This window comes from Pseudomonas sp. B21-047 (assembly GCF_024748775.1).
Taxonomy (GTDB): Bacteria; Pseudomonadota; Gammaproteobacteria; order Pseudomonadales; family Pseudomonadaceae; genus Aquipseudomonas; species Aquipseudomonas capeferrum.
In genome coordinates this window covers 2,824,115-2,846,516 of record NZ_CP087169.1, presented here as the reverse complement: position 1 = coordinate 2,846,516, position 22,402 = coordinate 2,824,115, and the positions used below count along the sequence as shown (strand labels likewise).

Annotated in this window: 15 protein-coding genes and 1 pseudogene; 6 read left to right on the top strand and 10 right to left on the bottom strand. The window is 57.6% G+C overall.

Annotated elements, in window-relative coordinates; all coding sequences use genetic code 11:
- Nucleotides 1-81 precede the first annotated feature (81 nt).
- Genes LOY26_RS12725 through LOY26_RS12710 form a run of 4 tightly spaced genes read right to left on the bottom strand, consistent with a single transcriptional unit; the run spans nucleotide 82 to nucleotide 6,893 of the window.
- Nucleotides 82-1,260: a DUF3322 domain-containing protein gene (locus LOY26_RS12725; protein ID WP_258714852.1), complete on the bottom strand. Its 1,179-nt coding sequence runs from the start codon at nucleotides 1,258-1,260 to the stop codon at nucleotides 82-84.
- The gene (locus LOY26_RS12720) at nucleotides 1,260-4,649 is read right to left on the bottom strand and encodes an ATP-binding protein (protein WP_186653143.1); all 3,390 of its coding nucleotides are present in this window, start codon (nucleotides 4,647-4,649) and stop codon (nucleotides 1,260-1,262) included. The genes LOY26_RS12725 and LOY26_RS12720 overlap by 1 nt, the downstream gene beginning before the upstream one ends.
- Nucleotides 4,642-5,439, bottom strand: coding sequence for a DUF4194 domain-containing protein (locus LOY26_RS12715; RefSeq protein ID WP_186653140.1), 798 nt, complete (start codon nucleotides 5,437-5,439; stop codon nucleotides 4,642-4,644). The genes LOY26_RS12720 and LOY26_RS12715 overlap by 8 nt, the downstream gene beginning before the upstream one ends.
- Nucleotides 5,436-6,893 (bottom strand): DUF3375 domain-containing protein, encoded by a 1,458-nt coding sequence (locus LOY26_RS12710; protein ID WP_186653138.1) that lies wholly within the window; start codon nucleotides 6,891-6,893, stop codon nucleotides 5,436-5,438. Before LOY26_RS12710 ends, LOY26_RS12715 begins: the two co-directional genes overlap by 4 nt.
- A gap of 522 nt (nucleotides 6,894-7,415) precedes the next feature.
- Here LOY26_RS12710 and LOY26_RS12705 point away from each other — a divergent pair.
- Both LOY26_RS12705 and LOY26_RS12700 read left to right on the top strand, forming a co-directional pair.
- Nucleotides 7,416-8,423, top strand: coding sequence for a zinc-binding alcohol dehydrogenase family protein (locus tag LOY26_RS12705; protein ID WP_258714851.1), 1,008 nt, complete (start codon nucleotides 7,416-7,418; stop codon nucleotides 8,421-8,423).
- A 356-nt stretch (nucleotides 8,424-8,779) separates the two neighbouring features.
- Nucleotides 8,780-11,187: pseudogene (locus LOY26_RS12700) on the top strand (TonB-dependent siderophore receptor).
- 225 nt (nucleotides 11,188-11,412) lie between these two features.
- On the opposite strand, the gene LOY26_RS12695 reads toward LOY26_RS12700, so the two are convergent.
- Complete coding sequence (locus LOY26_RS12695) at nucleotides 11,413-12,525, bottom strand: MFS transporter (RefSeq protein WP_258714903.1); 1,113 nt, start codon at nucleotides 12,523-12,525, stop codon at nucleotides 11,413-11,415.
- Between the two features lie 278 nt (nucleotides 12,526-12,803).
- Here LOY26_RS12695 and LOY26_RS12690 point away from each other — a divergent pair, with 278 nt between their 5' ends.
- From LOY26_RS12690 to LOY26_RS12675, 4 genes are all read left to right on the top strand, one after another.
- Entirely contained in the window at nucleotides 12,804-13,751 is a 948-nt protein-coding gene (locus tag LOY26_RS12690; RefSeq protein WP_258714850.1) for an AraC family transcriptional regulator, read from the top strand.
- Nucleotides 13,752-13,802: 51 nt separating this feature from the next.
- Nucleotides 13,803-14,429, top strand: coding sequence for a histidine phosphatase family protein (locus tag LOY26_RS12685; protein ID WP_258714902.1), 627 nt, complete (start codon nucleotides 13,803-13,805; stop codon nucleotides 14,427-14,429).
- Between the two features lie 72 nt (nucleotides 14,430-14,501).
- Nucleotides 14,502-14,630 carry a hypothetical protein gene (locus tag LOY26_RS12680; RefSeq protein ID WP_258714849.1) on the top strand — a complete coding sequence of 43 codons (129 nt, stop codon included), beginning with the start codon at nucleotides 14,502-14,504 and terminating at the stop codon, nucleotides 14,628-14,630.
- A 36-nt stretch (nucleotides 14,631-14,666) separates the two neighbouring features.
- A complete protein-coding gene (locus LOY26_RS12675) occupies nucleotides 14,667-15,458 on the top strand; it encodes an NYN domain-containing protein (protein WP_033697820.1) in 792 nt (263 codons plus the stop codon).
- Between the two features lie 303 nt (nucleotides 15,459-15,761).
- Here the strand turns inward: LOY26_RS12675 and LOY26_RS12670 are convergent, their stop codons facing one another.
- The 5 genes from LOY26_RS12670 to LOY26_RS12650 form a co-directional block, all read right to left on the bottom strand.
- On the bottom strand, nucleotides 15,762-16,064 hold the full coding sequence (locus tag LOY26_RS12670) for a hypothetical protein (RefSeq protein ID WP_186653113.1): 303 nt from the start codon (nucleotides 16,062-16,064) through the stop codon (nucleotides 15,762-15,764).
- A 195-nt stretch (nucleotides 16,065-16,259) separates the two neighbouring features.
- Entirely contained in the window at nucleotides 16,260-17,735 is a 1,476-nt protein-coding gene (locus LOY26_RS12665; protein ID WP_186653110.1) for an NAD-dependent succinate-semialdehyde dehydrogenase, read from the bottom strand.
- A 69-nt stretch (nucleotides 17,736-17,804) separates the two neighbouring features.
- Nucleotides 17,805-19,217 carry an amino acid permease gene (locus LOY26_RS12660; RefSeq protein ID WP_033697810.1) on the bottom strand — a complete coding sequence of 471 codons (1,413 nt, stop codon included), beginning with the start codon at nucleotides 19,215-19,217 and terminating at the stop codon, nucleotides 17,805-17,807.
- Nucleotides 19,218-19,396: 179 nt separating this feature from the next.
- Nucleotides 19,397-20,680 carry a 4-aminobutyrate--2-oxoglutarate transaminase gene (gene gabT / locus LOY26_RS12655; RefSeq protein ID WP_033697808.1) on the bottom strand — a complete coding sequence of 428 codons (1,284 nt, stop codon included), beginning with the start codon at nucleotides 20,678-20,680 and terminating at the stop codon, nucleotides 19,397-19,399.
- A 125-nt stretch (nucleotides 20,681-20,805) separates the two neighbouring features.
- A complete protein-coding gene (locus LOY26_RS12650; RefSeq protein WP_258714848.1) occupies nucleotides 20,806-22,368 on the bottom strand; it encodes a PucR family transcriptional regulator in 1,563 nt (520 codons plus the stop codon).
- Nucleotides 22,369-22,402: the final 34 nt, after the last annotated feature.

Genomic DNA, 22,402 nt, shown 5'->3' with positions numbered 1-22,402 from the left:
TACCGGGGTGATTGGCACACATTTCTACCAGACCCACCCCGATGGTCTCGACGAATTTACGGAGTTGACCACCCTCCTCACCTATTTCACCCAACTGTATAGCTTGGACAAAACATAATCCTGGGCAAGGTACTCTTGCTCCAAACGGATAATGCTTTGCGCAGATTTGATAAGCGACTCAAACAGCAGGCGCTCCTCCGACAGTAAACCCACAGCAGGAAGGTTCGTTGAGCGCGGCTCCTCCACGGAAAAATCCATGTGCGCCATTAAGGTCTCGTGATCCATCATCAAGGCCGTAATCCCTGGCAGTGCCTGCCTGGCGTGAGCAAGAATAGTCAGCCCCCAGCTGTCGATGTCTCCCCAATACGCTACATCCCGCTCGGCGAGCCATGGAGCCATACGCCATTGGGTGTTCCGGCCACCGCCAAAGATGGCGACAGTGTCTGGAAGTTCGGGCAAGGCGTAGCCGGGCTTGGTGTTCTCCACGACCAACACCCTGCGACCAGGTAATGGTCGCGCCAAAAACTCTTCGAGGGGAATCTGGAATACTGAGAAGCCACCCATTTGCTGCCTAAGTTCTGGACACAAGGGTCGAATATAGAGCCAGTTGCTCGGGGTTTGCAGGCAGCCGAGCCAGGCCTCCAGCCCACCGGCTTCACACAGTGCCCCTTTGTGTATGACATCAAGCAAGGTGGTCAGCAGAGGTGTGTGCGTTTCCAGAAATTTGGTATCAACCCCTTGTACAGGCACCCCCCGCAGGTAACACCCATCCCCCATACCCTGACGCAACTGTGGCAGAACATTCGCCATCTGCTGGGCAGCCCGATGGCTCATTTGCTCGACTACAAGAATCTGGCGAATGAGGGTGTCATACAGATTTCGATCCACTGCCAGAAGGGGCTCCATGAGTGCCGCCCAGATTTGAGAACGCTGGACGGCTGCCGGCCCGATGGCTTCAATCAACTCTTTAACATTCGAAAGATCAAGCCGCTCCGGTACCTCGACATCTCCCACCACTCGATACCTGCGGGTTACCCACTTAACCTGACTTGGCTTGCTCCATTGCCGCCAGGCATTGACCCAGTTGTGGAAGTGGTCAATGTCCATCAATGCATCGCCAGCCGCTGGTGGCTTAAGCGGCAAGCTGATCGGAAAGCGCCGCATGCCCTGCAGGCGCCCCCGTAGATTGGTTGCGTTATTCCACTCAAGGCGCTCGACCTCGCGCATGACCTCGGTTGGCAAACGCCCCCAACTGCGCATTAGCGTTGCTCCATCTGAATGCCCAGGCCTTCAGCGACCCCGGCCAATTGAGTTTGCTTGGCTTCCCGGCGTTCAGCGCTTTGCTGGTCGAGTTGCTCCCAAGTGATCTGGCTCAGGCGACTTTCATGGCCATCGATCTTACGCTCGGCAATGATCAGAGATCGGGCTGAATCACGAGCCAGGTTCAGGTTCTTGTAGGGTGTAATCAAGTTGACGTGAATTTTAAGCTCACGGAACACCCGCAGCACGCGGCGACTCACCTTATCGGCAGTGTTGGAGAAGGCTTCATCCAGGAAAACGGTACAGTACATCGGGTGCGGAGCACCATCCGGGGTCAACACATAGGCCAAGCTTGCCGCCACGATGATGCCGGCAAACGATTCCTTCTCCCCACCGGACTTGCCTGACGATGAGCGAAGCACATCACGCACGGCGCCGGTTTCCTTCACGATTTCGTTGGCATAGAACGTCATGCGGTAGCGCGAATCGAGGAGGCGTTGACTTTCCAGATTAATGGCGGTGGCTGAATTGGTCGCCTTTTCTAGCTTGCTGATCAGACTGCAAAGCTCTAGGAACCGAGCCTCGTGATCAACGCTTGAGGCATGTTTAAGCACCGAGCCCAACAGGGCTGTGAATTCTTTGACATGCGCGTAATGCTCATCCTCATGTTTCAGCAGCAGAAACGTGCCGTGGTTGAACTCAGTACGCTCCAGCACTTCGTTAATGGTGGCGATACGATCTTGAATGTCCTCACGCTCATCATCAATGGCCCGTTGCATGCGGCCCAGGGACTGGGTGGTATTGTTGTTTAACCGCTGCTGGAAGCGTTCAACCAGATCCGGCAGGCCCTCGTTATTAAGCTTGTCGAGGTAGTCGATGTAATCCTGGCGACCCTCGATAGTCGTCAACCAGTCATTGGCAACCAACGGCCACTTTGTCTTGAAGCTGTTGATAATCGCGATCATGCGACCGTTGTAGTGAGTCGCTCGTTTGCCAATCGAGTTCAATGCATCACTCAGGAACTCTCGCTGGGTTTTCTCCAGTTGATGGAGTTTATCCAGATGTTCCAGGGTAAGAATGCCAACACGCAGGGCCAGTGAGCTGCGCACCGTATCTACCAAACCTGCACTGGCAGCCTGGGCTGCAACTTGCCGACTTTTGTTGGCCTGCTGAATTTCCAACTCGAGCCCCCCTACCTCTCTGGCATTTTGGTTTTGCGCAGTGCGGATTTCCTGGAGCTCTTTTTTAGCCTGTTCAAGCAGCGCTTTGGCCTTGCTCAGATCGCTGTCTGGAGCATTGAGGGCCGCAAGGTCGTTCTTGAGGGTGTCCAGGTGTTGCTCGGCCAAAGTAACGTCGATTTGATCCCACAGGGTTTGAGCCACACGCTTCCAGATGGCCTCAGAGGCCACCAAGTTGTCCATTTCCTGACGTCTCACAGCTTCGTCGGATCGGGCGGAATCGAGCCCATTCCGCAGGCGCTCCCCCTCTTCCTGCAATGCTGCCAGCCGGCTGAGGTTGTTGAATCCGAGGTACCAGTTCTTTTTATCGTCGACGCGTGTCCCGTCCTTCTTCTCAAAACGCCCCTTCTCCATCTGTACCAGGCCCTCGCGGGTCATTGAGTAAGGAGTATCATTGAGCACTTCTGCTGAATCCACACAGTGCAGGTCGACACGCGCCAGATGGCGCTTTAGCCATTCACGATACGGGTGTTCTTTCCATTCCAGTTTGCGCAGGAATCCGTCGCCGAGGAACTCCGGGTTACGCTCGGTTTTGCTGACAACCTGGACGCGAACATGCAGGCCGGTGTGCCGGCTGTTTACCCAGCCCGTCACCATGCGGAACTTGTCTTCGGGCACCAGCAACGTTGTCCGGTGGCCCCCAAGCGCCCGCTCAATTGCCCCGCGCCACGGGGCTTCGGTACTGCGCACATCAAGGAGCTCACCGATGAATACGACGCCATCCTTGTTGAGTTGCAGGCTCTCAACCATCTCGTCCCGCAGGCGCTGAAAGGCGGCGTCAATGTTGGAGTTGGGCCGCTTCTCAATTTCACTGATCTGGGCCTGCAGGCTCTTTATCTGTTGGGTAATGCCCGAGAGAATGCCACGCGACTCACCGAAAGCATTTTTCGCGTCGTCAATCTGAGCGGGTAAATCAACCAGGACAGCTTTGGCCGAAGCGATGTTGTCCCGCACGGCGCTCGCCGTAAGCGTTTCAGCAAGCGCAAGATCACGAGTGTCCTTCTGATAATCATGGGCCTTATTGATCGTGGTCTGGTAGCCCTTCTCCGCATCCGCAACCTCACGCCGCAGGCTATCAAGGCGATCACCGCCCTGCTGTTGGTAGGCGTGTAAAAGTGAGGTTACACGCTCCTCAGTCTGCGACGCCGACACAGCCAAACGCTTACCGTCCGACGTCAGGTCATCCAGCGAGCGATCCAGATCTTCACAGCGCAGTTCCCAGAGTCGGTTGCCCTGCTCACCGAAGAATGCAGTCAACCCAGCGGCCTCTGAATTGACCTGCCCTTGCTCCTCCAACGAACGCTCATAGTTCCGGTTATGGTCTGGCAGGATGCTCAGCACCTCCTTTTGCTGCTTGGCTGTATCCAGCTCATTGTGGACGGCGATCAGATCGTCGAATTCCTTGACAACCCCAGTAGCCAGATCGCGAACTTTGCTGGGCTCCAGCACCAGTTCACGGATCAGCGCTGTGAGGTCATCAATCTTCTTCAGACCCAATGCACGCTGCAGCAGCGCCGGCGCATTGGAGTTTTCCATGCGTAGCAGCCGGGTGAAATACTCTTGGTAGGCAGAAAAACTGTTGTCAAAGTGCTTAAGCATTGGGTCGTCATCGACATACTGCTTGAGCTGGCGCACGTTGTTGGAACCAAACTGCTGCAGGAGGACTTCCAGACTGACATTCCGCTTACCCACCAGGTAGAAACGCTTGAGGTCAGTCATGGAGGCGCCGGCCTGGCGAATCCAGAACATGGACACCAACGTGATCAAGGAGCCGTCGTCGGCCCGGTACAGGGCACGCAACGCGGTCATGGTGGCGCCATCGCGCTTCATCAGGTTGAGGGTCTGGGAACCGTCGTGTGCTGTCCCGTAATTACCGCGAATATAGGACATTAGGTTGCGATCTGAACGATCACCTTGCGAGGCTGCGATGTTGAATGACGTTTGCCCAGGTCGATTGAGCAGCGCCATGTGCGCATCGATGAGCGTCGACTTACCCGCACCGTTATCACCGGTGATCAGGGTGCCTTCAGGGTCGATCACTGCCGTGTGCAACCCGTGGAAGGAACCCCAGTTGTAAACCGAGATCTCCGCTAGGCGGATTTGTCCTGTAGAGAATAGATCGCCGAAGCTGGTACTGGTCATGTCAGGCATCGTCTTCTACCTCCTGTTGATCCATCACACTCCCCTGGTCGGCCAGCCGCTGGTACTCGCTTAGGAGGGTATTCAGGAAGTCGGCATTGACCACGTACCGAATGACCGGGGTAATTTCCAATCGGTCACCGTCGCCGCGCACATTCGCCAGCAGGCGCTTATCGCGCAGCTTGGCTATAGAGCCATTGAGGGTCTTGCGCTCAAGAGCGCTGCTGTTGGTCAGCTTCAAGAAAGGGGTCATGAGTTCGGCGATGGTGTCGATATCGATCATCACCTTGTTCTCACCAATGACTTCCCGCTCTTGGTAGTACTTGCGCAACACCAGCAACACCAAGGTGTCGTAAAGCGGCATGGTGCGTTTTCCAACCAGGCTTGAGCCATCCTCGTCTGTCAGATCCCCGAACTCGGATTCACTCAAGTCCTGCTCGAGCAGGATAGCAATGCCTGCTTTCTGGTCTAACGTCATACGCAGCAACATGTTGGCCAGATGAGCGGCGATGAGTGCTTGGTGCTGGCACAGCGCTTCAAAAGCCAGGCGTTTCTTTTCCGCCCGCACAACACCCGTGTTCAACAGCAGCCTCAGGGCCCGGCGAGCCTCCGCCGGCATAATGCCTTGGACAACCTCTGATTCAGGTTGGCCGGCCACTTCGTCAAGTTCGCCGGGCTGCTCCTGCTCCGCCAGTCCATCTTCCGGGTGTTCTGTTGCGGCCAGTGTCGGTACTGCCACCTGGCGGTAAGTGTCGAAGAGCGACGGTGCCAAAGCATCGTTGTTTGGGGCTTCACGGTTCATAGGGGCAGGCTCTCTAAATTCTCCGGGAACAGGTCGGCGCTCAGGAGTAGCACCGGAATTTTGGCCCGTATGGTCTGGCCTTGTCGGTCAGCGACCACCAGATGCTCGACGCCCTCAAGGGAAACCGCTTCAATTGCTTTGGCGATGCGGACAAGGGCGACCAACTCCTCAAGCCCGCCCTGAATAGGACGCAACTCGGCGATCTGAGCCAGACTCATCGGCCCTTGGCTTTTGAGCAGTTCGCGCATGGCTTCGGCCACCTCCTGAATCTTCACCGCCTCCAGACACTCAAGAATGGTGTCACTCACAGTGGTCTGGTTACTTTGCGGAACCACCTTGCTGGTATCCAGGCTGGCTTGCGGTTGCATCAGTCGAATGCTCGATGGCGAGCTAACCGAGAATGGCCCGCTGGCGACATGTACCTTCAGTGAGGTGCGTGGGCCAATGTCTTGATCCTTAAAGGTGACGGCCAGTTTTTCCAGTTGGCGTAACACCTGCTCGACTGCCCTGCGTTCACTCTGAGCACCAGCCTCGACAAACGACCTGAGGCTTTCCTGGGTGCGGCGACGTACCGAAATTACCCGTTGACTTTCGCGACTCAGCTCACGCACCAGATGTGTGAGAAAACGGATTTCTTGTGTATTCAGGTGGGATCTGGCAATCGGACGATTCAAAATCGATCGGATTTGCTCGCGGAATTCTACGCTCCGGTTCTCGTCGCAGAGGAGTCTGAAGAAGCCGTCAAACGCCTGACCAGCGTCTGTCTGCAAAAGTGCCTCTTCATTATCCAGAAGGTTCTGGATGACCAGGCCACGACCGCCTTCCGATTCGATCATCTGCACACGGATGCTCTGGTCAAGTTGACGGATGTCATCCTCAACACGGCGAAAATCACCGGTTAACTCGGAGGCCATCTGGTAGACACCGCGTACTCGCTCACGCTGTTCGGCACTGGGTAGCTCGCACACGATGCCTGCTTCCAGCCGCAAGACTTCTTCATTCAGTTCTGCCAACCGTTCACGCAGTACGAGCAAACGCTCTTCAGCACTCGGGTTGAGAGCGACTGCCAGGTCTCTTACAGCGTCTTGGACTCGGCGTAGGTGGGTGGCAGATGTCGTGGTATCCCTGCTCTCAAGACCCTCGACAAATCGCAGTGCCTGCTGAAAGGCGTCAGTGCGGGTCAGGTGGTCATCATGCTCACGCATCCAGCCGGCATGGATCCAGTTGCGCAGGTGCGAGTTGGCGTTGTCTTGCATGCCATACGCTTCCTGCCAGGTCGGCAATTCCGCCTCAAGGGCGGCTTTAGCCCGTGCGAACAACACCTCCTGTTCGTCAACAAACAGGCTGTCGATGAACGCCAGGATGATCGGTGCCGAATCTGCACGCAGCAAGCGCCAGGCGGACTGTTCACTCTGCAAACGACGATAACGCGCTTGCTTCTCGTACAAACTCATCGCACCTCTCTAGTCGGCAGTCTTGCAGCGAGTTTACAGGATTGATTTGGGTCGCATTTCACGGTTAGGCAGCCTACGCCATAGATCGGCCAGCAAAGTTGTCAGCATGAGCAACTGCAGATCATTGCGCCGGATCACGCCTTTGCTTCAGGGCTAACAAGCAGTGGCAGCAGCTCCGAAACTAACGCCTGCGCAGCCTGTTCGTACGCTTCGCGCCAACAATGCGGTCTGCGCCACGAAGCTCGACCAGCACATCAGATCCCGAGGCGCTTCCCGCGCCAGTACCATTCGTTCCGATACTGTCATCACGAACTTCCTCCACTGACTAAGAATAGACTGCTCGAGATTCTGCCAGAGAGCTGTCGACATGCACGTCGAATTACGCCCAACCTCTGTAAAAAGCCATCACGGCGCTACCTTCCATTTTCACCGCAGGCGACAAAGTCTTACTCCATTCAGGCTATTTCTTGACTGAATCGAAACGTCTAGCCTTAACCCACATTCAATCAGAGAGTCAAACCAATGAAGGCCGTCGTCTACACCCAACCCGCTTTGCCAATCCAAGACCCTCAATCGCTGTACGACACGCAACTGCCCACCCCAACACCCGGTGCCCGGGACCTCCTTGTCGAGGTCAAGGCTATCGCCGTCAACCCGGTTGATACGAAGATCCGTGCAAGCCGTGGCGGTGAGCAACCACAGGTGCTGGGCTGGGATGCCGTCGGCGTCGTCCGTGAGGTAGGTGCTGAAGTGACGTTGTTCCAACCGGGCGATGAGGTTTTCTACGCCGGTGCTATCGACCGCCCGGGCACCTACAGTGAGCTTCACGTAGTGGATGAACGCATCGTCGGGCACAAGCCTCGCAGCTTGGATAATGCGAGTGCCGCTGCCCTCCCCCTGACCTCGATTACCGCGTGGGAGCTGCTGTTTGACCGCTTGGGCGTTGTCGAAAATGCAGGTAAAGGCCAAAGCCTTCTGGTTATCGGCGCGGCTGGCGGGGTGGGTTCGATTTTGGTTCAGCTGGCCAGCAAGCTCACGCAGCTGACCGTCATCGGCACCGCCTCAAGGCCTGAGACCCAGGCGTGGGTCAAGGAACTGGGTGCCCATCATGTCATCGACCACTCCAAGCCGATCGCGCCTCAGTTGCAAGCGCTCGGGCTCGATACGGTCGATTATGTGATCAGCCTGACGCACACCGACACCTACCTTGCGCAGTTGGTGGAAGTGCTTCGTCCACAAGGCAAACTGGCGCTGATCGACGACCCCGCACAGCTGGATGTAGTGCCACTCAAACGCAAATCGCTGTCACTGCACTGGGAGCTGATGTTCACACGTTCGTTGTACAAAACCGAGGACATGATCAAGCAGCACCAATTGCTCGAACGTGTTTCAAAGCTGATCGATGACGGTGTACTCAAAACCACCGTGGGTGAGCACTTCGGCACGATCAACGCCGATAATCTCAAGCGCGCGCACGCCGTACTCGAAAGTGGTAAGGCACGCGGCAAGATTGTCCTGGAAGCCTTCTGATGGCTACACCGGCCTGCCCTCACGGCCATCACATTGTCCTGGACTGAGCCCCTCGTCCTTGGAGCACAAGGCCGATCAGGTTCAGGCGGAGTCTGCAGCCTCCGCCGCGCGATTGGTCGAAAAGCTTGAGTACAAGCGTCTGTGATCTGCCCGCAGACAAGCTGGCCATCACAACATGTAATAGACACTGCCTACATAGCGACATCACGACGAATCGGCCGTCACAGAACCGTAAAACACCAATTGACAACCACGAGAGAACCGAAGGATTATGCGCGCCGCCTTTATGCGAAGCATTATCATTAGCAATACGTTTCGTAATGGTAGCCTGCGTTCTATCGAACAGGAGTCAATGGATGTCCACTCGTTTTGCTTCAGCCACCAGCCTTCGCCAAGCCGCACTCGCGGTCAGCCTGTCTGGCACGCTGCTAACCACCGCCACTGTCTGGGCCGAACCTTTTGCTTACAGTATCCCGGCGGGCTCCCTCGCTAGCACCATAGATAAATTCGCGAAGGCCAGCGGAGTAGTGTCAACTTCAGCAATGAAGCAGTTGCGGGGCTTAACAGTGAAGGGCTGCGAGGTAACTACGAGGTAGACCAGGGCTTGGCTCTACTGCTGCAAGGTACAGGCCTGCAGTTACAGCAAGCTGGAGAAAAGCGTTACGCGCTGGTTCGTCCCCGCCAGGACGGTTCGATGGAGCTTGCAGCCACCACCGTTTCCAGCGTGGGGCTCGGCGCCACCACCGAAGGCACTGGCAGCTACACCACGGGCTCGGCCAGCACCGCGACAGGCCTGCGCCTCTCGGCACGAGAGACACCGCAATCTATCAGCGTAGTGACCCGTCAGCAGATCGAAGATCAGAACCTGAACGAGGTTGCCCAGGTGCTTGAACAGACGCCTGGCGTGGTCGTGGACAGCATGGGGCCGGCTGGCAGCGATGCCAACCACGTTTACGTGCGGGGGTTCGAGGTCGGCAGCATTCAGGTCGACGGCATCAACCGACCGAATACCTATGGCTTCCGGGACGACCTTTCCGACATGGTGAGTTATGACCGGGTCGAAGTAGTGCGCGGCGCCACGGGGCTAATGTCCGGTACCGGTGATCCCGGCGCGACCGTGAACCTGATTCGCAAGAAGCCGACGCTAGAAACACACCGTAAGTTGACCCTTAAAGCGGGCTCTTGGGACAACTACCGTCAGGAGTTTGATGTGTCCGGCACGTTGACGGAAAGTGGCAATGTGCGAGGTCGCTTCGTCGCATCGAACACCAACAGCCAGAGCCACATTGATCGCCAATCCCTGGAAAAGCAGGCAGCATATGGCGTATTGGAATGGGACGTCACCGACAGCACGATGCTGACAGTGGGCGCTGAATATCAAGAGATGGACAGCGACGGGGCAGGTAACCATGGTTTCCCGATGTTCAATTCAGATGGTAGTCACTTCAGCCCTTCCCGCTCATTCAACTCTGCTGCTGACTGGAGCTATCACAAGCGTCGAACTAGAACCGTATTCACCACCTTGGATCACGACCTCGCCAACGGCTGGCATCTGAAACTCAATGCCGAGCACAACCGCCGCAGCTACGATGACGCCTTTGCCACTGCGGCCAGTGGCACCGTCAACCCTGATGGCAGCGGCATCAATACTTGGACTGGCCGTTGGGCCGGCGAGCCTCGTCAAACCTCGTTCGATCTCTCGGCGTCGGGCCCATTTGAGCTTTTCTCCCGCGAGCACCAAGCTTACCTAGGCGCCAGTCACTACAAGGCCTACTACCGTAACGACGGTTATCCTCTGTGGTCGTTCCAGGACATTGACAATATCCATACCTGGGACGGGTCGCTGGCGATACCTGACGCCATCCACACCAAGTCCTCCGAAGATGCTCTAGATGAAACCCAGGATGGACTGGTGGCTTCGGTGCGTTGGAGCTTGGCGGATGACCTGTCACTGATCACCGGGGCCCGGGTCATCGACTGGAGACGAGACGAGGTTTCCACCTCCCTGTCATCCGGCGACACCAGCCGCACCTCGCGGAGCGAAACTGGGGTCGTCACCCCTTACATCGGGCTGGTTTATGACCTCAACGAGAACTGGTCGGCCTATGCCAGCTATACCTCCATCTTCAAGCCGCAAAGCAACAAAGATGTCGGAGGTACCTACCTGGATCCGCTGGAGGGCGAGAACTACGAGCTCGGTCTCAAGAGCGAATTCTGGGACAAGCGCCTGACTACGGCGTTTAGCGTATTCGAGGTGCATCAGGACAACCTGGCGGTAGCCGACGGTAGCAACCTGGCCCCGGATGGCAACCAGGCATACCGTGCCGAGTCTGGTACCAAAACGCGGGGCTTCGAGATGGAAATGGCAGGCGAGATTCTGCCGGATTGGCAGGTCTCGGCGAGCTACACCTACGCCGTCAGCAAAGACTCGGACGGCGACCGCCTGAACACTGAAGTGCCGCGAGACACCCTGAAACTCTTCACCAGCTATCGTCTTCAGTCCGTACCGCAGTTGAAGGTCGGCGGTGGAGTACGTTGGCAAGGTACCGAATACTACAAAGGCGCAGGTCCAAACGACGAAACGTTCACCCAAGACCCCTACAGCGTGGTCGATCTGATGGCGCAATACGCGTTCACGCCACAAACCAGCGTCTCGCTGAACCTGAACAACGTGTTCGACAAGACTTATTACACCGCGATTGGCTCACGTGGCTGGTATGGCTCCCCGCGCAGCGCCACGGCTACTTTGGTTTATGCGTTTTAACCGAGTGCGTGGATCCTGATGGCTTTTACGCTTGGGGAGCCGCTATCAGCCACACAGTGGGCCTCTCGACGATGCGGCCATCACATCATGAGAACGTTTCTTTCACTCAATTTTCACGTGGTTTGAGAGAACCTGAAGCTATCCCTACGTGTGATAGACCTTGCCCGCCTAGCAGCGGGCTTTCTTTTGCCCGCAAAAACTCACCGGCATTTAGCCAGTACTGGCTTACTTGCGACGGGTCATAGCGCTCAGCACAGCTGCAACAAGCAAAAATACTCCGCTGGCTACGAACGTAGCTTGATAGCCCATCCCGTCGTAAAGCACGCCGCCTACCGTTGCACCTGCAGTAATAGCCAACTGAATCACCGCGACCATCAGGCCACCCCCGGCTTCTGCATCGTGCGGCAGTGCCCTGGCCAACCAGGTGAACCATCCTACGGGAGCACAGGTAGCGATCAGCCCCCAGAAACCCAGCAGAACGGCGACTGGAACGACCCAGCTACCCACCGCAATCACGGCGAATGCAATGGCGGTCATGATCAAGGGTATCCCCATTAGCACCCGATTAAGATGACGTGCAACGAGGGGGCCCACCAACACAGTGCCTACCAATCCTGCGGCGCCAATGATCAGCAGGAGCAGCGAGAGCGTAGGCACATCCACCTGCGTGACCGTTTCCAGGAAGGGCCGCAGATAAGTGAACAGTGTGAACTGCCCCATGAAGAGGAAGGCAACGGCGGCCATGCCGAGCGCGACCCTGCTGTCTCCCAGCAAGCGCAGCGAGCCGGTGGCCGATAACTTGGTCCGCTCACTCGGCATTGCCGGCAGCGTGAAGGCTTGCCAGATCAACGCCAACGCGGCCAACGGCACCACACACAAAAATGCCCCTCTCCAGCCAATAATGCCGCCCAAATAACTCCCGATCGGAGCCGCGACTGCCGTGGCCAATGCGGTACCGCCCTGCATCACGGCAATGGCCTTGGGAACGAGCGCCTCGGGTGCGATGCGCATCATCACCGCTGTGGACATCGACCAGTAACCACCGATGGCAATCCCGAGCACGGCTCGCCCCACCATCAACGTCAGGTAGTTCGGGGCGTATGCCACCATCCCTCCGGAAATCAGCATCAGCGCGGTTGTGGCCAGTAGCACAGGCTTGCGATCGATCCCCTGGGTCAGGGTGGCCAGCAACAGGCTAGTGATCACGGCAAAGAAGCCCGAGATCGAAATGGCCTGCCCGGCCTGGCCTTCAGTCAGCGACAAATCGGATGCAATGGGGGTGAGCAAGCTCACTGGCAGAAACTCAGACGCTACCAGGGCGAAGGCACAGAGTGACATCGCCAGCACAGCACTCCAGACCTGGCGGCTTGAATGCTGAAGGGGTAGTGAATCCCGTTTGAGCGAAACCGGCTCACGCTTGTACAAATTGTTCGCTCCATGGGGCATGTCCGCGGCTCCCGCAGTGAATGAACTGCCATCTTCCTCGCGTAAACCGGCCTACCAGTAGAGCAAATGGCTAGTTTTCTTGCCTAAATCTCCAACCCGTGCTGACCGGGCATGGACATCTCAGGTAGCGCACGCGTAGTGTTTTCCCACGAGATCATCGGATGCTTCCCATGCACGCCAGCACACAACCGTCCTCTCCCTCTAACCCAATGGCCACGCTGTGCAGGGTCATCGGCGCCCATGCGCCTACCGCTGGCGATTTCGCGACGCGCATTGCAGCGCTCGGCGTCTACCGACGTCATGCACCGGCCTTGCCGATCACGTGCATCGTTGAGCCGAGCATCGTGCTGGTCGCCCAGGGCGCCAAAGAAATGGTCATTGGCAGCGACGTGTTCCCCTACGACACGAGCCGCTTCCTCGTCACCTCACTGAATATCCCCGCCAACTCGGCGGTGACGATGGCCAGCGAGGCAGCCCCCTGTCTGGGCCTGGTGTTCAGGCTCGACCTGCGCACGCTGGCGGAATTGATCGCGCAAGACGGTCGTCTTCCCTTGAGCGGTCAGGCCTTTCATACCAGCGCGGGAGTGGGTGAACTCAGCCCGAAGCTGCTGCAGAGCTTCACCCGCCTGATCGAGTTGCTGGAAGAGCCCGATGCGATCCCTACGCTCTGGCCGCTCATTCAGCGAGAAATCCACTACCGGCTATTACTCAGCGACCAGGCCCCTCTCCTGCGCTACATCGCCTCCGTGGGCAGCAAGGGGCACCGAATCGCCAAGGCCATCGACTGGATGAAGCTGAACTACGCCGCCCCGCTGCGGGTAGACGAGCTGGCCTCCCAGGTGCAGATGGGGCTCTCGACCTTCCATCATCACTTCCGCCAGCTCACCGCGATGAGCCCGCTGCAGTACCAGAAATGGTTGAGGTTGAACGAGGCGAAACGGTTGATGCTCAACGAGCATCTGGATGCCGCCACCGCTGCCTTCAAAGTCGGCTACGAAAGCCCCTCGCAGTTCAGCCGCGAGTATGGGCGGCAGTTCGGCACGCCGCCAAAGCGCGACATCGCAGGGTTGCGCCTAGGTGCGGAACGATCAGGCGCCACCACACCAAGCCTGCCCTGAACCTTGAGCACTCACCTACAAGGAGGAGAACATTTGTACTCCACTGGTAAAATGAAGATCGTCCGCCTCATACGTCATGGAGAAAGCGCGGCGAATGCCGGCGCGGCCACCCTGGATCACGCGACCATCCCACTGACTGATAAGGGCCGCGATCAAGCAGCGCGCGTAGCCAGGTCAATCAGCAAGGCGCCTGGATTGATCGTTGCGTCACCCTTCTTACGCGCACAAGCAACCGCGGACGCGACGAGCTCAATGTTCCCCAACGTTACCTGCGAGACTTGGCCCATCGAAGAATTCACCTACCTCGCGCCTGCGAATTGCGTGAACACTACGGTTGCTCAACGAAAAGCTTGGGTCGACCGGTATTGGGCTAAAGCTGATCCGTCCCACGTCGACGGAGAAGGCGCAGAGTCGTTCCTCGCATTTATTGAGCGCGCGCGGTCGTTCTTGGATCGCCTGGCCTTGCACCCAGCAGAAGACATTCTGGTGTTTTCCCATGGTCAGTTCCTCAATGCCGTGGTTTGGCTAATCGAGTGTGAACCACGCATGATCGATGGCCAGGCAATGACTCACTGGCGCGAATTTGAGATCGCGAACCACATTCAAAATGGCTGGGGACTGGAGCTGGTACTCAATGCCGAAAAACCATCCTGTACGGCCCGGCGCGCCTTTGTATGACCGAGTCGCGAAAAGCGATTAAGCTGCGGCAGTTGGTGCGTTGACCTGTCGCGCCATGACAAGCTTTTCAATATGCAATGGCGCCCGAACGACGACCTGCGCGTCGAGTCCCAGCAATTGCGCTACCGCAAGCTCATCCAGTGGCCTTGCCTGCACAGCCTCATGGCCTTCGGTTGGGACAGACAAATGCAGCAAGAATGACTGAGAACAGCTTCTTTTCATGCCCCAAGGATGACCATGGCCACACACAGTTCTACCACCACGCAAAAACACCTCGCAGTACTGATTGACGCCGACAATGCGCCAGCCGCGATCGTCGAGGGGCTTTTCGAAGAGATCGCCAAGTACGGTGTCGCCAGCGTCAAGCGGATCTACGGTGACTGGACTGGCCCGCAACTCGGTGGCTGGAAAAAAGTGCTGCTCGACCATTCGATCCAACCCATCCAGCAATTTGCCTATACCAAGGGCAAGAACGCCACCGACAGCTCGCTCATCATCGACGCCATGGATTTGCTCTACACCCGGCGCTTCAATGGCTTTTGCCTGGTGTCCAGCGACAGCGACTTCACACGCCTCGCGTCACGGCTGCGGGAGGAAGGCTTGACGGTTTACGGGTTTGGTGAGGAAAAAACGCCCAAGCCCTTTGTGGCCGCTTGCGACAAGTTCATCTACATCGAATTGCTGCGTGACGAAGCCGCTCAGTCGCCCAATGCCGAGGCGTCTGTCGAATCCTCCGTGACACCTGATGCAAAACCGGTGGCGGCAGAAAAGCCCAAGAAGCCCAAGGCGCCCATCGGGTTCATTACCAAGATTCTGGACGACATTGCTGATGAGGATGGCTGGGCACATTTAAGTGTGCTGGGTACGAACATCTCGAAGCTTCGCCCGGAGTTTGACCCGCGTACCCATGGTTTCAAGAAGCTGAGCGACCTGATCAAGGCATACCCGCAAACGTTCGAACTGCAGGCTCGTGGTGCATCTGCTGGGGGTACCGCGATGTACGCCCGGCACAAGCCACCCAGTAAGTGATGCCATTGTAATCAGGAGGTCCTGTTTCGAAGCCGGCGAGCTGGGCGCCTTCTGCACCTTGGCGAACGACGCCCGTTGTAGGAGCGGCCTTGCGTCGCGAAAGGGCTGCAAAGCAGCCCCGGCACTATCAGCGGTGACGCACCAATCTGGGGCCGCTGCGCGCCCCTTTCCGACCGGTCCGGCGCCCCGGCAAGGCCGCTCCTACAAGGGACCGCAGAGGGTCACAGGGCGATGCCTTGTGCGCCGAAGAAGGGCTTGAAGGGGCGTTCGATGACAAAGGTAAGGCTCCGCAGAACCCACCCTTCACCAACGCAAGATCGCGTCACTTCCATCGCCAATCGGCTGCTCGGCTTTACCGTTAATAGTCACCCAGACTACGGTGCGAAACCCTTTACGCAGTGCCAGTGGATAGACTATGCCAATGCCTTGCGCAGTGGCACCCGAGCACACGATGGTATCCCGAGGGTCGAAGGTCGCGAGCTCTGCCAGCAATACCTCCCGGGCTCGAGCTTCATCCTCATAGCCCGCGTCGGAAAAACCCAGAAAGGTCACCACTCGCTTCTCGCCGAGGGAACGAATGCCGTCGACCGCTGCTTGTGCGTCCATGGAGTGGATCTCTTGGCGAAAACCCCGTGCGCTGGGGCAAGGCCTGCCGGTTTCAATTTGATCGTTATGAAAACCGGCATGGGTCAATTACTTGACGAAAGCACTAAACCGAAAGTTCTGCAACTTACCAAGCTGGTTAAGGCCTTCGCAATGAAGGCCCAATGCAGAACACACTAACGCGCCACGTTTGAGGTATTAATCCAGGCCACCCTGGCACACATACTTGATGTGCATGTATTCCGCCAGGCCGTGGACGGAGCCTTCGCGGCCATAACCCGAATCCTTCACCCCGCCGAATGGCGCAGCTTCGGCAGCCAGCGCACCTTCGTTCACTCCGACAATGCCGCACTCCAGCGCATCGGTAACGCGGTGCACACGGCGCATGTCGTTGGTATAGAAGTAGGCTGCCAGCCCGAATGGCGAGTCGTTGGCCATCTTGATGACTTCCTCCTCGGTGTCGAATTGAGTGATCGGCGCGACGGGCCCGAAGGTTTCCTCATGGAAGCACTTGGCAGCGCGGTCTACGTCGGCCAGAACGGTTGGCGCGTAGTATGTGGACTCGGCGCGCTGTTCGGTGAGCAGGCGCTTGCCGCCGGTCAGCACTCGGGCGCCCCGGGCAACGGCATCGTTAACATGCTCTTCGATTTTGGCGATGGCTTTGGCGTTGATCATTGGGCCGATCTGGGACGCCGGATCGCTCGCCGGGCCGACGACCAAGGCTGCTACGCGGGCTGCCAGTTTTTCCAGGAACCTGCCGTAGATCTTCGACTGAACGTAGACACGGTTGGGGCACACGCAGGTTTGGCCGCCGTTACGGAACTTGGCAACCATCAAGCCTTCTACCGCAGCATCGACATCGGCATCTTCGAACACGATGAACGGAGCGTTACCACCCAACTCCAACGCCAGCTTTTTCAGGGTACGGGAGGATTCGTGGGCAAGGTGCTTACCCACGGGGGTCGAGCCGGTGAAGGTGATTTTACGAACACGGGCATCGTCCAGCCACACATCGGCAACTGTCTTTGACGAGAGGGTGTTGACGATATTCAGAACACCTGCCGGCACGCCCGCCTCTTGCGCAAGCTTGACCAAGGCCAACGCAGTGAGTGGGGTTTCTGCTGCGGGCTTGCACACAACGGTACAACCGGCAGCCAGTGCAGGCGCGATTTTCCGGGCAATCATCGCGGCGGGGAAGTTCCAGGGCGTGATGGCAGCAACGATACCCACAGGCTCCCAGTGGGCTGTCATTTTACGGCCACGCACCGCCTGAGGGATGATGTCGCCGTTCGCGCGGGTCGCCTCTTCTGCAAACCACTCGACATAACTGGCGGCGTAAGCGATTTCACCAATGGCTTCAGCAAGGGGTTTGCCTTGCTCAGAGGAAATGATTTTGCCCAGATCCTCGGCGTTCGCCATGATCAGGTCATTCCAGCGTTTCAAAATGACAGCGCGTTGTTTGGCGGGCGTGGCGCGCCAAGCTTCAAAAGCGGCGGCTGCCGCGTCAATGGCAGCTTCCGCATCTTTTTCATCGCTATTTGCAACCCAGGCAACAGGCTCCCCAGTCGCCGGGTTATTGACCGGCAGGGTGGCGCCCGATACTGCATCCTGCCACTCACCCGCAATGTAATTCTTGGTAACCATCAACGCGTCGCGCTGCAGTTTAAAGCTCATAAAACCCCCAATTTGAGTAGCAGTCTTGGCAACTAAGCCGACAGGCCGCGACACCGCGCGTGCCCTTAACTATCGCTTTAAGCGATTGCATCGAATCTGATGCACGATTCCGATTAGCACCAACGCGAGTCCTGCACTGCCCGTAGACACCACCAGCACCTGGTAGTCAGGCATGAACGACATCACCCCCAGGCAAACCACGATGAACACGATCACCGCCCAGGTCAGCCAAGGGAACAGCCACATCTTCAACGGGATGTCACTGCCTTTGAGTTCCAGTTTGCGTCGCATCTTCAGTTGAGAGCAGGCGATGACCAGGTAAACCAGCAGTGCAATAGTGCCGGTCATGTTCATCAGCGTATCCAGTACATCCTTGGGCCGCAGCGCCTCACTAAAGTTGATCAGTGCCAGAATCACAGCCACCAGGCACGAGCCAATAATCGCGTAGACCGGGATGCCCGTTCCGGCCTTGGTGAACTTGAAGAACGCAGGTGCGTCACCGCGGGTGGCCAAGGAGAAGAGCATGCGCGAGGCAGTGTAGTGCGCAGAAATCAGGCAACTGCTCACCGAGGTCAGCACCACGAAGTTCATCAGCACTTCTGCGCCAGGCACCCCAAGCAGCTCCAGTGTCCGGCGGTACGAGCCATAGCCTGACACGCCCAGCATGGGGTCATTCCACGGCACCAGGCACACAATCAGGAAAATCGACCCCACGTAAAACAGCCCTACGCGCCAGACAACCGACTTCGTCGTCTTGATGATCTGCTGCGAGGGGTTTGCAGACTCTGACGCTGCAATCGTCGCAATCTCGGCCCCCAGGAATGCAAACATCACCCCGAGCATTGCGCCGACGACGGGGTCTATGCCGTTTGGCATAAAGCCATGCGCGGTCAGATTACTGATGCCGCTCACCTCCCCCAGCGTCCAGAGGTTGGTCACGGCCAGGCCGCACACAATCAGGAAGCAGAAGATCGCCACCACTTTGATCAAGGCGAACCAGAACTCGAATTCACCGTAGTTCTTCACATTGAAGAAGTTGATACTGAGCAAAACCAGGGTCGTTGCCAGCACAAAGACATTGATGCTGATCGATGGAAACCAGCCGTTGAGGATTTTTCCGGCAACGTATGCTTCCCACGCCATCAGGCTGACCCAGTAACCCCAGTACAGCCACCCAATGGTAAAACCGGCCCAGCGACCAATGGCGCGGTCGGCGTAGGTCGAGAATGACCCAGTGTCTGGCGATGACGTTGCCATTTCCCCCAGCATTCGCATGATCAGCATCATCAGAATGCCGCCAACCAGAAAGGCCAGAACGGCGGCTGGCCCCGCGCTGTGAATGATACTCCCCGACCCTACGAACAAGGAGCCACCAATGACCCCTGCGATCGACATCATTGTCAGATGCCGAGACTTCAAGCCCGCCTTGAGTTGGCTGTCATGGGTGTTCGGTTTATCGATACTTATACTTGTATTCATCATCGAGGCACCTCTATTAATTGACGGGAAACATAGACGCGCGAGAAACCGCCAACCCCCTTCCCGGCACGCTGTTTGATTAACTTGCGGTGTGATAGCCCCCTGCAGGGAGGGGGCAAGTTCAAGTCGGTGAACGTGAACAAAATGATCCGTTCAATCCCTGCACCGGCAAGCAGTCGGACTCAGGCTTGTGCGGCAACCAATGCACGCTCGAACATGCCAAGTGCCTTGGCAACATCCTGCTCAGTGATCACCAACGGGCAGATAAAGCGAACCACGTTGCGGTACACACCACATTTGATGAGCAGCAGGCCCTCTTCACGGGCAGCGTCAATCACGCGCTGCGCCATCGCCGCATCCGGCTCTTTGCTGTCGCGATTGGAAACGAACTCGACCGCTGCCATGGCACCAATGGCGCGTACGTGGCCGATGCTGTTGAAACGGCCCTCAAGTTGCTTGAAGCCTTCCAGCAGTTGCGCACCAATAGCGCGGCTACGCTCGGTCAGGTTCTCGGACTCGAAGATCTTGATCACTTCCAGGGCAGCGGCGCAGCCCAGTGGGTTGCCACCGTAGGTGCCGCCCAGGCCGCCTGGCTGCGGGGCATCCATGATTCGGGCACGGCCGACAACGCCCGAGATCGGCAAGCCGCCGGCCAGGCTCTTGGCAACGGTTACCAGGTCAGGCTGGATGCCGGCGTGCTCGAAGCCGAACATTTTGCCGGTACGGCCAAAGCCGGTCTGGATTTCATCGCAGATCAGCACGATGCCCAGTTCTTCGGTTTTCTTGCGCAGTGCACGCATGAACTCGACGGGCGCTGCGATAAAGCCACCGTCACCCTGTACTGGCTCGATGATGATTGCCGCAACACGATCAGCAGCGATCTGCGTGTCGAACACCTCCTGCAGGGCCACCAGCGCTTTCTCGGTGGTGATGCCTCGGTATTCGTTCGGGTACGGGGTGTGGTAGATGTCCGGCGCGTAAGGGCCGAAGTTCTGGCGGTACGGCTGGCTCATGCCGGTCAGGGTCATGCCCATCAAGGTACGGCCGTGGAAACCGCCGCGGAATGCGATCACACCTGGGCGGTTGGTGTAGCCCCGCGCGATCTTGATGGCGTTCTCGACCGCTTCGGCACCGGTGGTCAGGAACACCGACTTGTAGTGCTCTGGGCCGCCAACCAGGTTATTCAGCTTGGCAGCCAGATCGGTGTATTGGTCGTAAGCCGCAACCTGGAAGCAGATATGCGAGAAGGTGTCCAACTGCTTGCGTACCGCTTCGACCACACGCGGGTGATTGTGCCCCACGTTCAACACGCCTATGCCACCCACGAAATCCAGGTATTTCTTACCTTGATCATCCCATAGGTAGGCACCCGCAGCGCGGCTCACCGTAATGGGGTGAGCAACTGCAACACCGTTGGAAACATGCTGGGCACGCGCCGATACAGACAATTTTTGTTGAGAGGACATAGCATTCACCTTTATGTGTCAGTGTTTTAATGCTAACCACTGCCCTTCCCTCCAACTACAACCAGGAAGTAGGAAGCGAGCGCAAACTAATCCTGCTTAAAGCAGGAAAAGCCAATTCAACGCTTTTACTTATCATCCGTTGCCAACACGTACATCTGAGCCGCTACCTGCAATTTGAACTTATCGTCTGGATTGTCGAGCGAGATATTCAGCATCGACTCGATCCGCTCGACCCGGTACCGCAGCGTACTGATATGAATATCCAGTGCCTTGGCCGTATTGAGTAGTTGAAAGCCTTCTCTGGCCAAGGTCAGTACGGTGTCTATCAGGGCATTGCCGCGCTTGGGGTTGCCGAGCGGCTCGATCAGCTTTTCCATCAGCAAGCGACGGGCGTCCGAGTCCCCCATCAAGGCGCGAGGGAATAGCACCTCGTCGAAGTCATGCAGCTTTCCGGGCTTGAGCAGAGGCAGCAGCGCCAGCACGTCCTCTGCCCCTTGAGCCATGCCCGTCACCCCCTTGTGCACGCGGCTGACGGCCATCGCACTACCTTCTGTGCGTACCGACCTCCAGATGGCGTCTGGGGCGTTTTCTGCCGGGAGCAAGAAGCTGACCTGGTTCAGCGAGACGGACATGAGCGGCGCGATGCCCATGCCCTGCATCGACTGGGCAATACGCTCGGCAATTCGCGAGCGTCGGTTGAAGCCTTCCACCGACAACGGGATCGGTTCATTCAACAACACCAGACAAACCCGGTAGTCCCTGTTTTCGCCCCATCCCGACACTTGCGCCCGCTCTATGGCACTTGGTGTGGCAGAGAACTTGCCCTCCAGCAACCCCGCGACGAATGCATAACCTAAGCGGGTTTCCTGGTCGGACAACTGACGCTGGTAGGCAAGGCGCAACGCCGCAATCACCGAGGCGTGTTCGAGCGCTCGAGACTCCAGTTCCTCAAACGCCCCTTCTTCGCCGTGCAGCCAGACAATGCCCACCACTTCTCCACGAAGCCTGATGGCACCGCCCAGCCTGGGGCGCTGCACGCCCTGCGTCACGACTTTTGCCGTGGTGGCATCGAAACAGCCCGTGAGCGAGTCCAGTTCGGTGATTTTCTTGATCAGTGCGCGCTCGGCAAGCGCGTCGACCGCGGGGTCGGAGGCCCCCAGAACAGTACCATCCGCAGAGACCACGGTTGCATGCTTGTCCAGGGCGGATTTCAGCGCCTTGGCCAAGCCTTCCAGATTGTTGCCCTCCAAGGCAGCCTCGGTCAACGTGCGATGGATATGGTCTGAGCGGCGAATGGTCTCGGCCTGGATGTTGATGATCCGGGCCAGTACATCGTGCATGATCTCGCTGAACTGGATCTCCCACGGCAACTCGAGCAGTGGCAAGTCGCAGCGGTTCGCTTCGTCAATCGCGGCCTGGGTGAAATGCTCGCGAAAATGGGGAACAGCCAGTACCACCCCCGCCAAACCGATTTCACTCAACCGGCGCACCATCACACGGCACTCTTCGTCGTCTACTGGCCAGTTGTAGCCGGTGGTCAACAGAAGCTCGCCAGGCTTCAACCAATTGGTGATCTCGGGGTGATCGACGATGTGAACCCAGGTGATTTCGCGATCCATGGCTGTTTCACCGGCCACCACAGTGGCCTCGCGAAGCACAGTGCTACCTATCGCTGCGTCGAGCTTCATGACCTATCAATCCCACTTAGAAATAACCACTCGA

Excerpts from the sequence above, each read along its gene's own strand:
- LOY26_RS12725 (WP_258714852.1), bottom strand. The coding sequence starts at position 1,260 with ATGCGCAGTTGGGGGCGTTTGCCAACCGAGGTCATGCGCGAGGTCGAG.
- LOY26_RS12720 (WP_186653143.1), bottom strand. The coding sequence starts at position 4,649 with ATGCCTGACATGACCAGTACCAGCTTCGGCGATCTATTCTCTACAGGA.
- LOY26_RS12715 (WP_186653140.1), bottom strand. The coding sequence starts at position 5,439 with ATGAACCGTGAAGCCCCAAACAACGATGCTTTGGCACCGTCGCTCTTC.
- LOY26_RS12710 (WP_186653138.1), bottom strand. The coding sequence starts at position 6,893 with ATGAGTTTGTACGAGAAGCAAGCGCGTTATCGTCGTTTGCAGAGTGAA.
- LOY26_RS12705 (WP_258714851.1), top strand. The coding sequence starts at position 7,416 with ATGAAGGCCGTCGTCTACACCCAACCCGCTTTGCCAATCCAAGACCCT.
- LOY26_RS12695 (WP_258714903.1), bottom strand. The coding sequence starts at position 12,525 with ATGTCACTCTGTGCCTTCGCCCTGGTAGCGTCTGAGTTTCTGCCAGTG.
- LOY26_RS12690 (WP_258714850.1), top strand. The coding sequence starts at position 12,804 with ATGCACGCCAGCACACAACCGTCCTCTCCCTCTAACCCAATGGCCACG.
- LOY26_RS12685 (WP_258714902.1), top strand. The coding sequence starts at position 13,803 with ATGAAGATCGTCCGCCTCATACGTCATGGAGAAAGCGCGGCGAATGCC.
- LOY26_RS12680 (WP_258714849.1), top strand. The coding sequence starts at position 14,502 with ATGCAATGGCGCCCGAACGACGACCTGCGCGTCGAGTCCCAGCAATTG.
- LOY26_RS12675 (WP_033697820.1), top strand. The coding sequence starts at position 14,667 with ATGGCCACACACAGTTCTACCACCACGCAAAAACACCTCGCAGTACTG.
- LOY26_RS12670 (WP_186653113.1), bottom strand. The coding sequence starts at position 16,064 with ATGGACGCACAAGCAGCGGTCGACGGCATTCGTTCCCTCGGCGAGAAG.
- LOY26_RS12665 (WP_186653110.1), bottom strand. The coding sequence starts at position 17,735 with ATGAGCTTTAAACTGCAGCGCGACGCGTTGATGGTTACCAAGAATTAC.
- LOY26_RS12660 (WP_033697810.1), bottom strand. The coding sequence starts at position 19,217 with ATGATGAATACAAGTATAAGTATCGATAAACCGAACACCCATGACAGC.
- gabT (WP_033697808.1), bottom strand. The coding sequence starts at position 20,680 with ATGTCCTCTCAACAAAAATTGTCTGTATCGGCGCGTGCCCAGCATGTT.
- LOY26_RS12650 (WP_258714848.1), bottom strand. The coding sequence starts at position 22,368 with ATGAAGCTCGACGCAGCGATAGGTAGCACTGTGCTTCGCGAGGCCACT.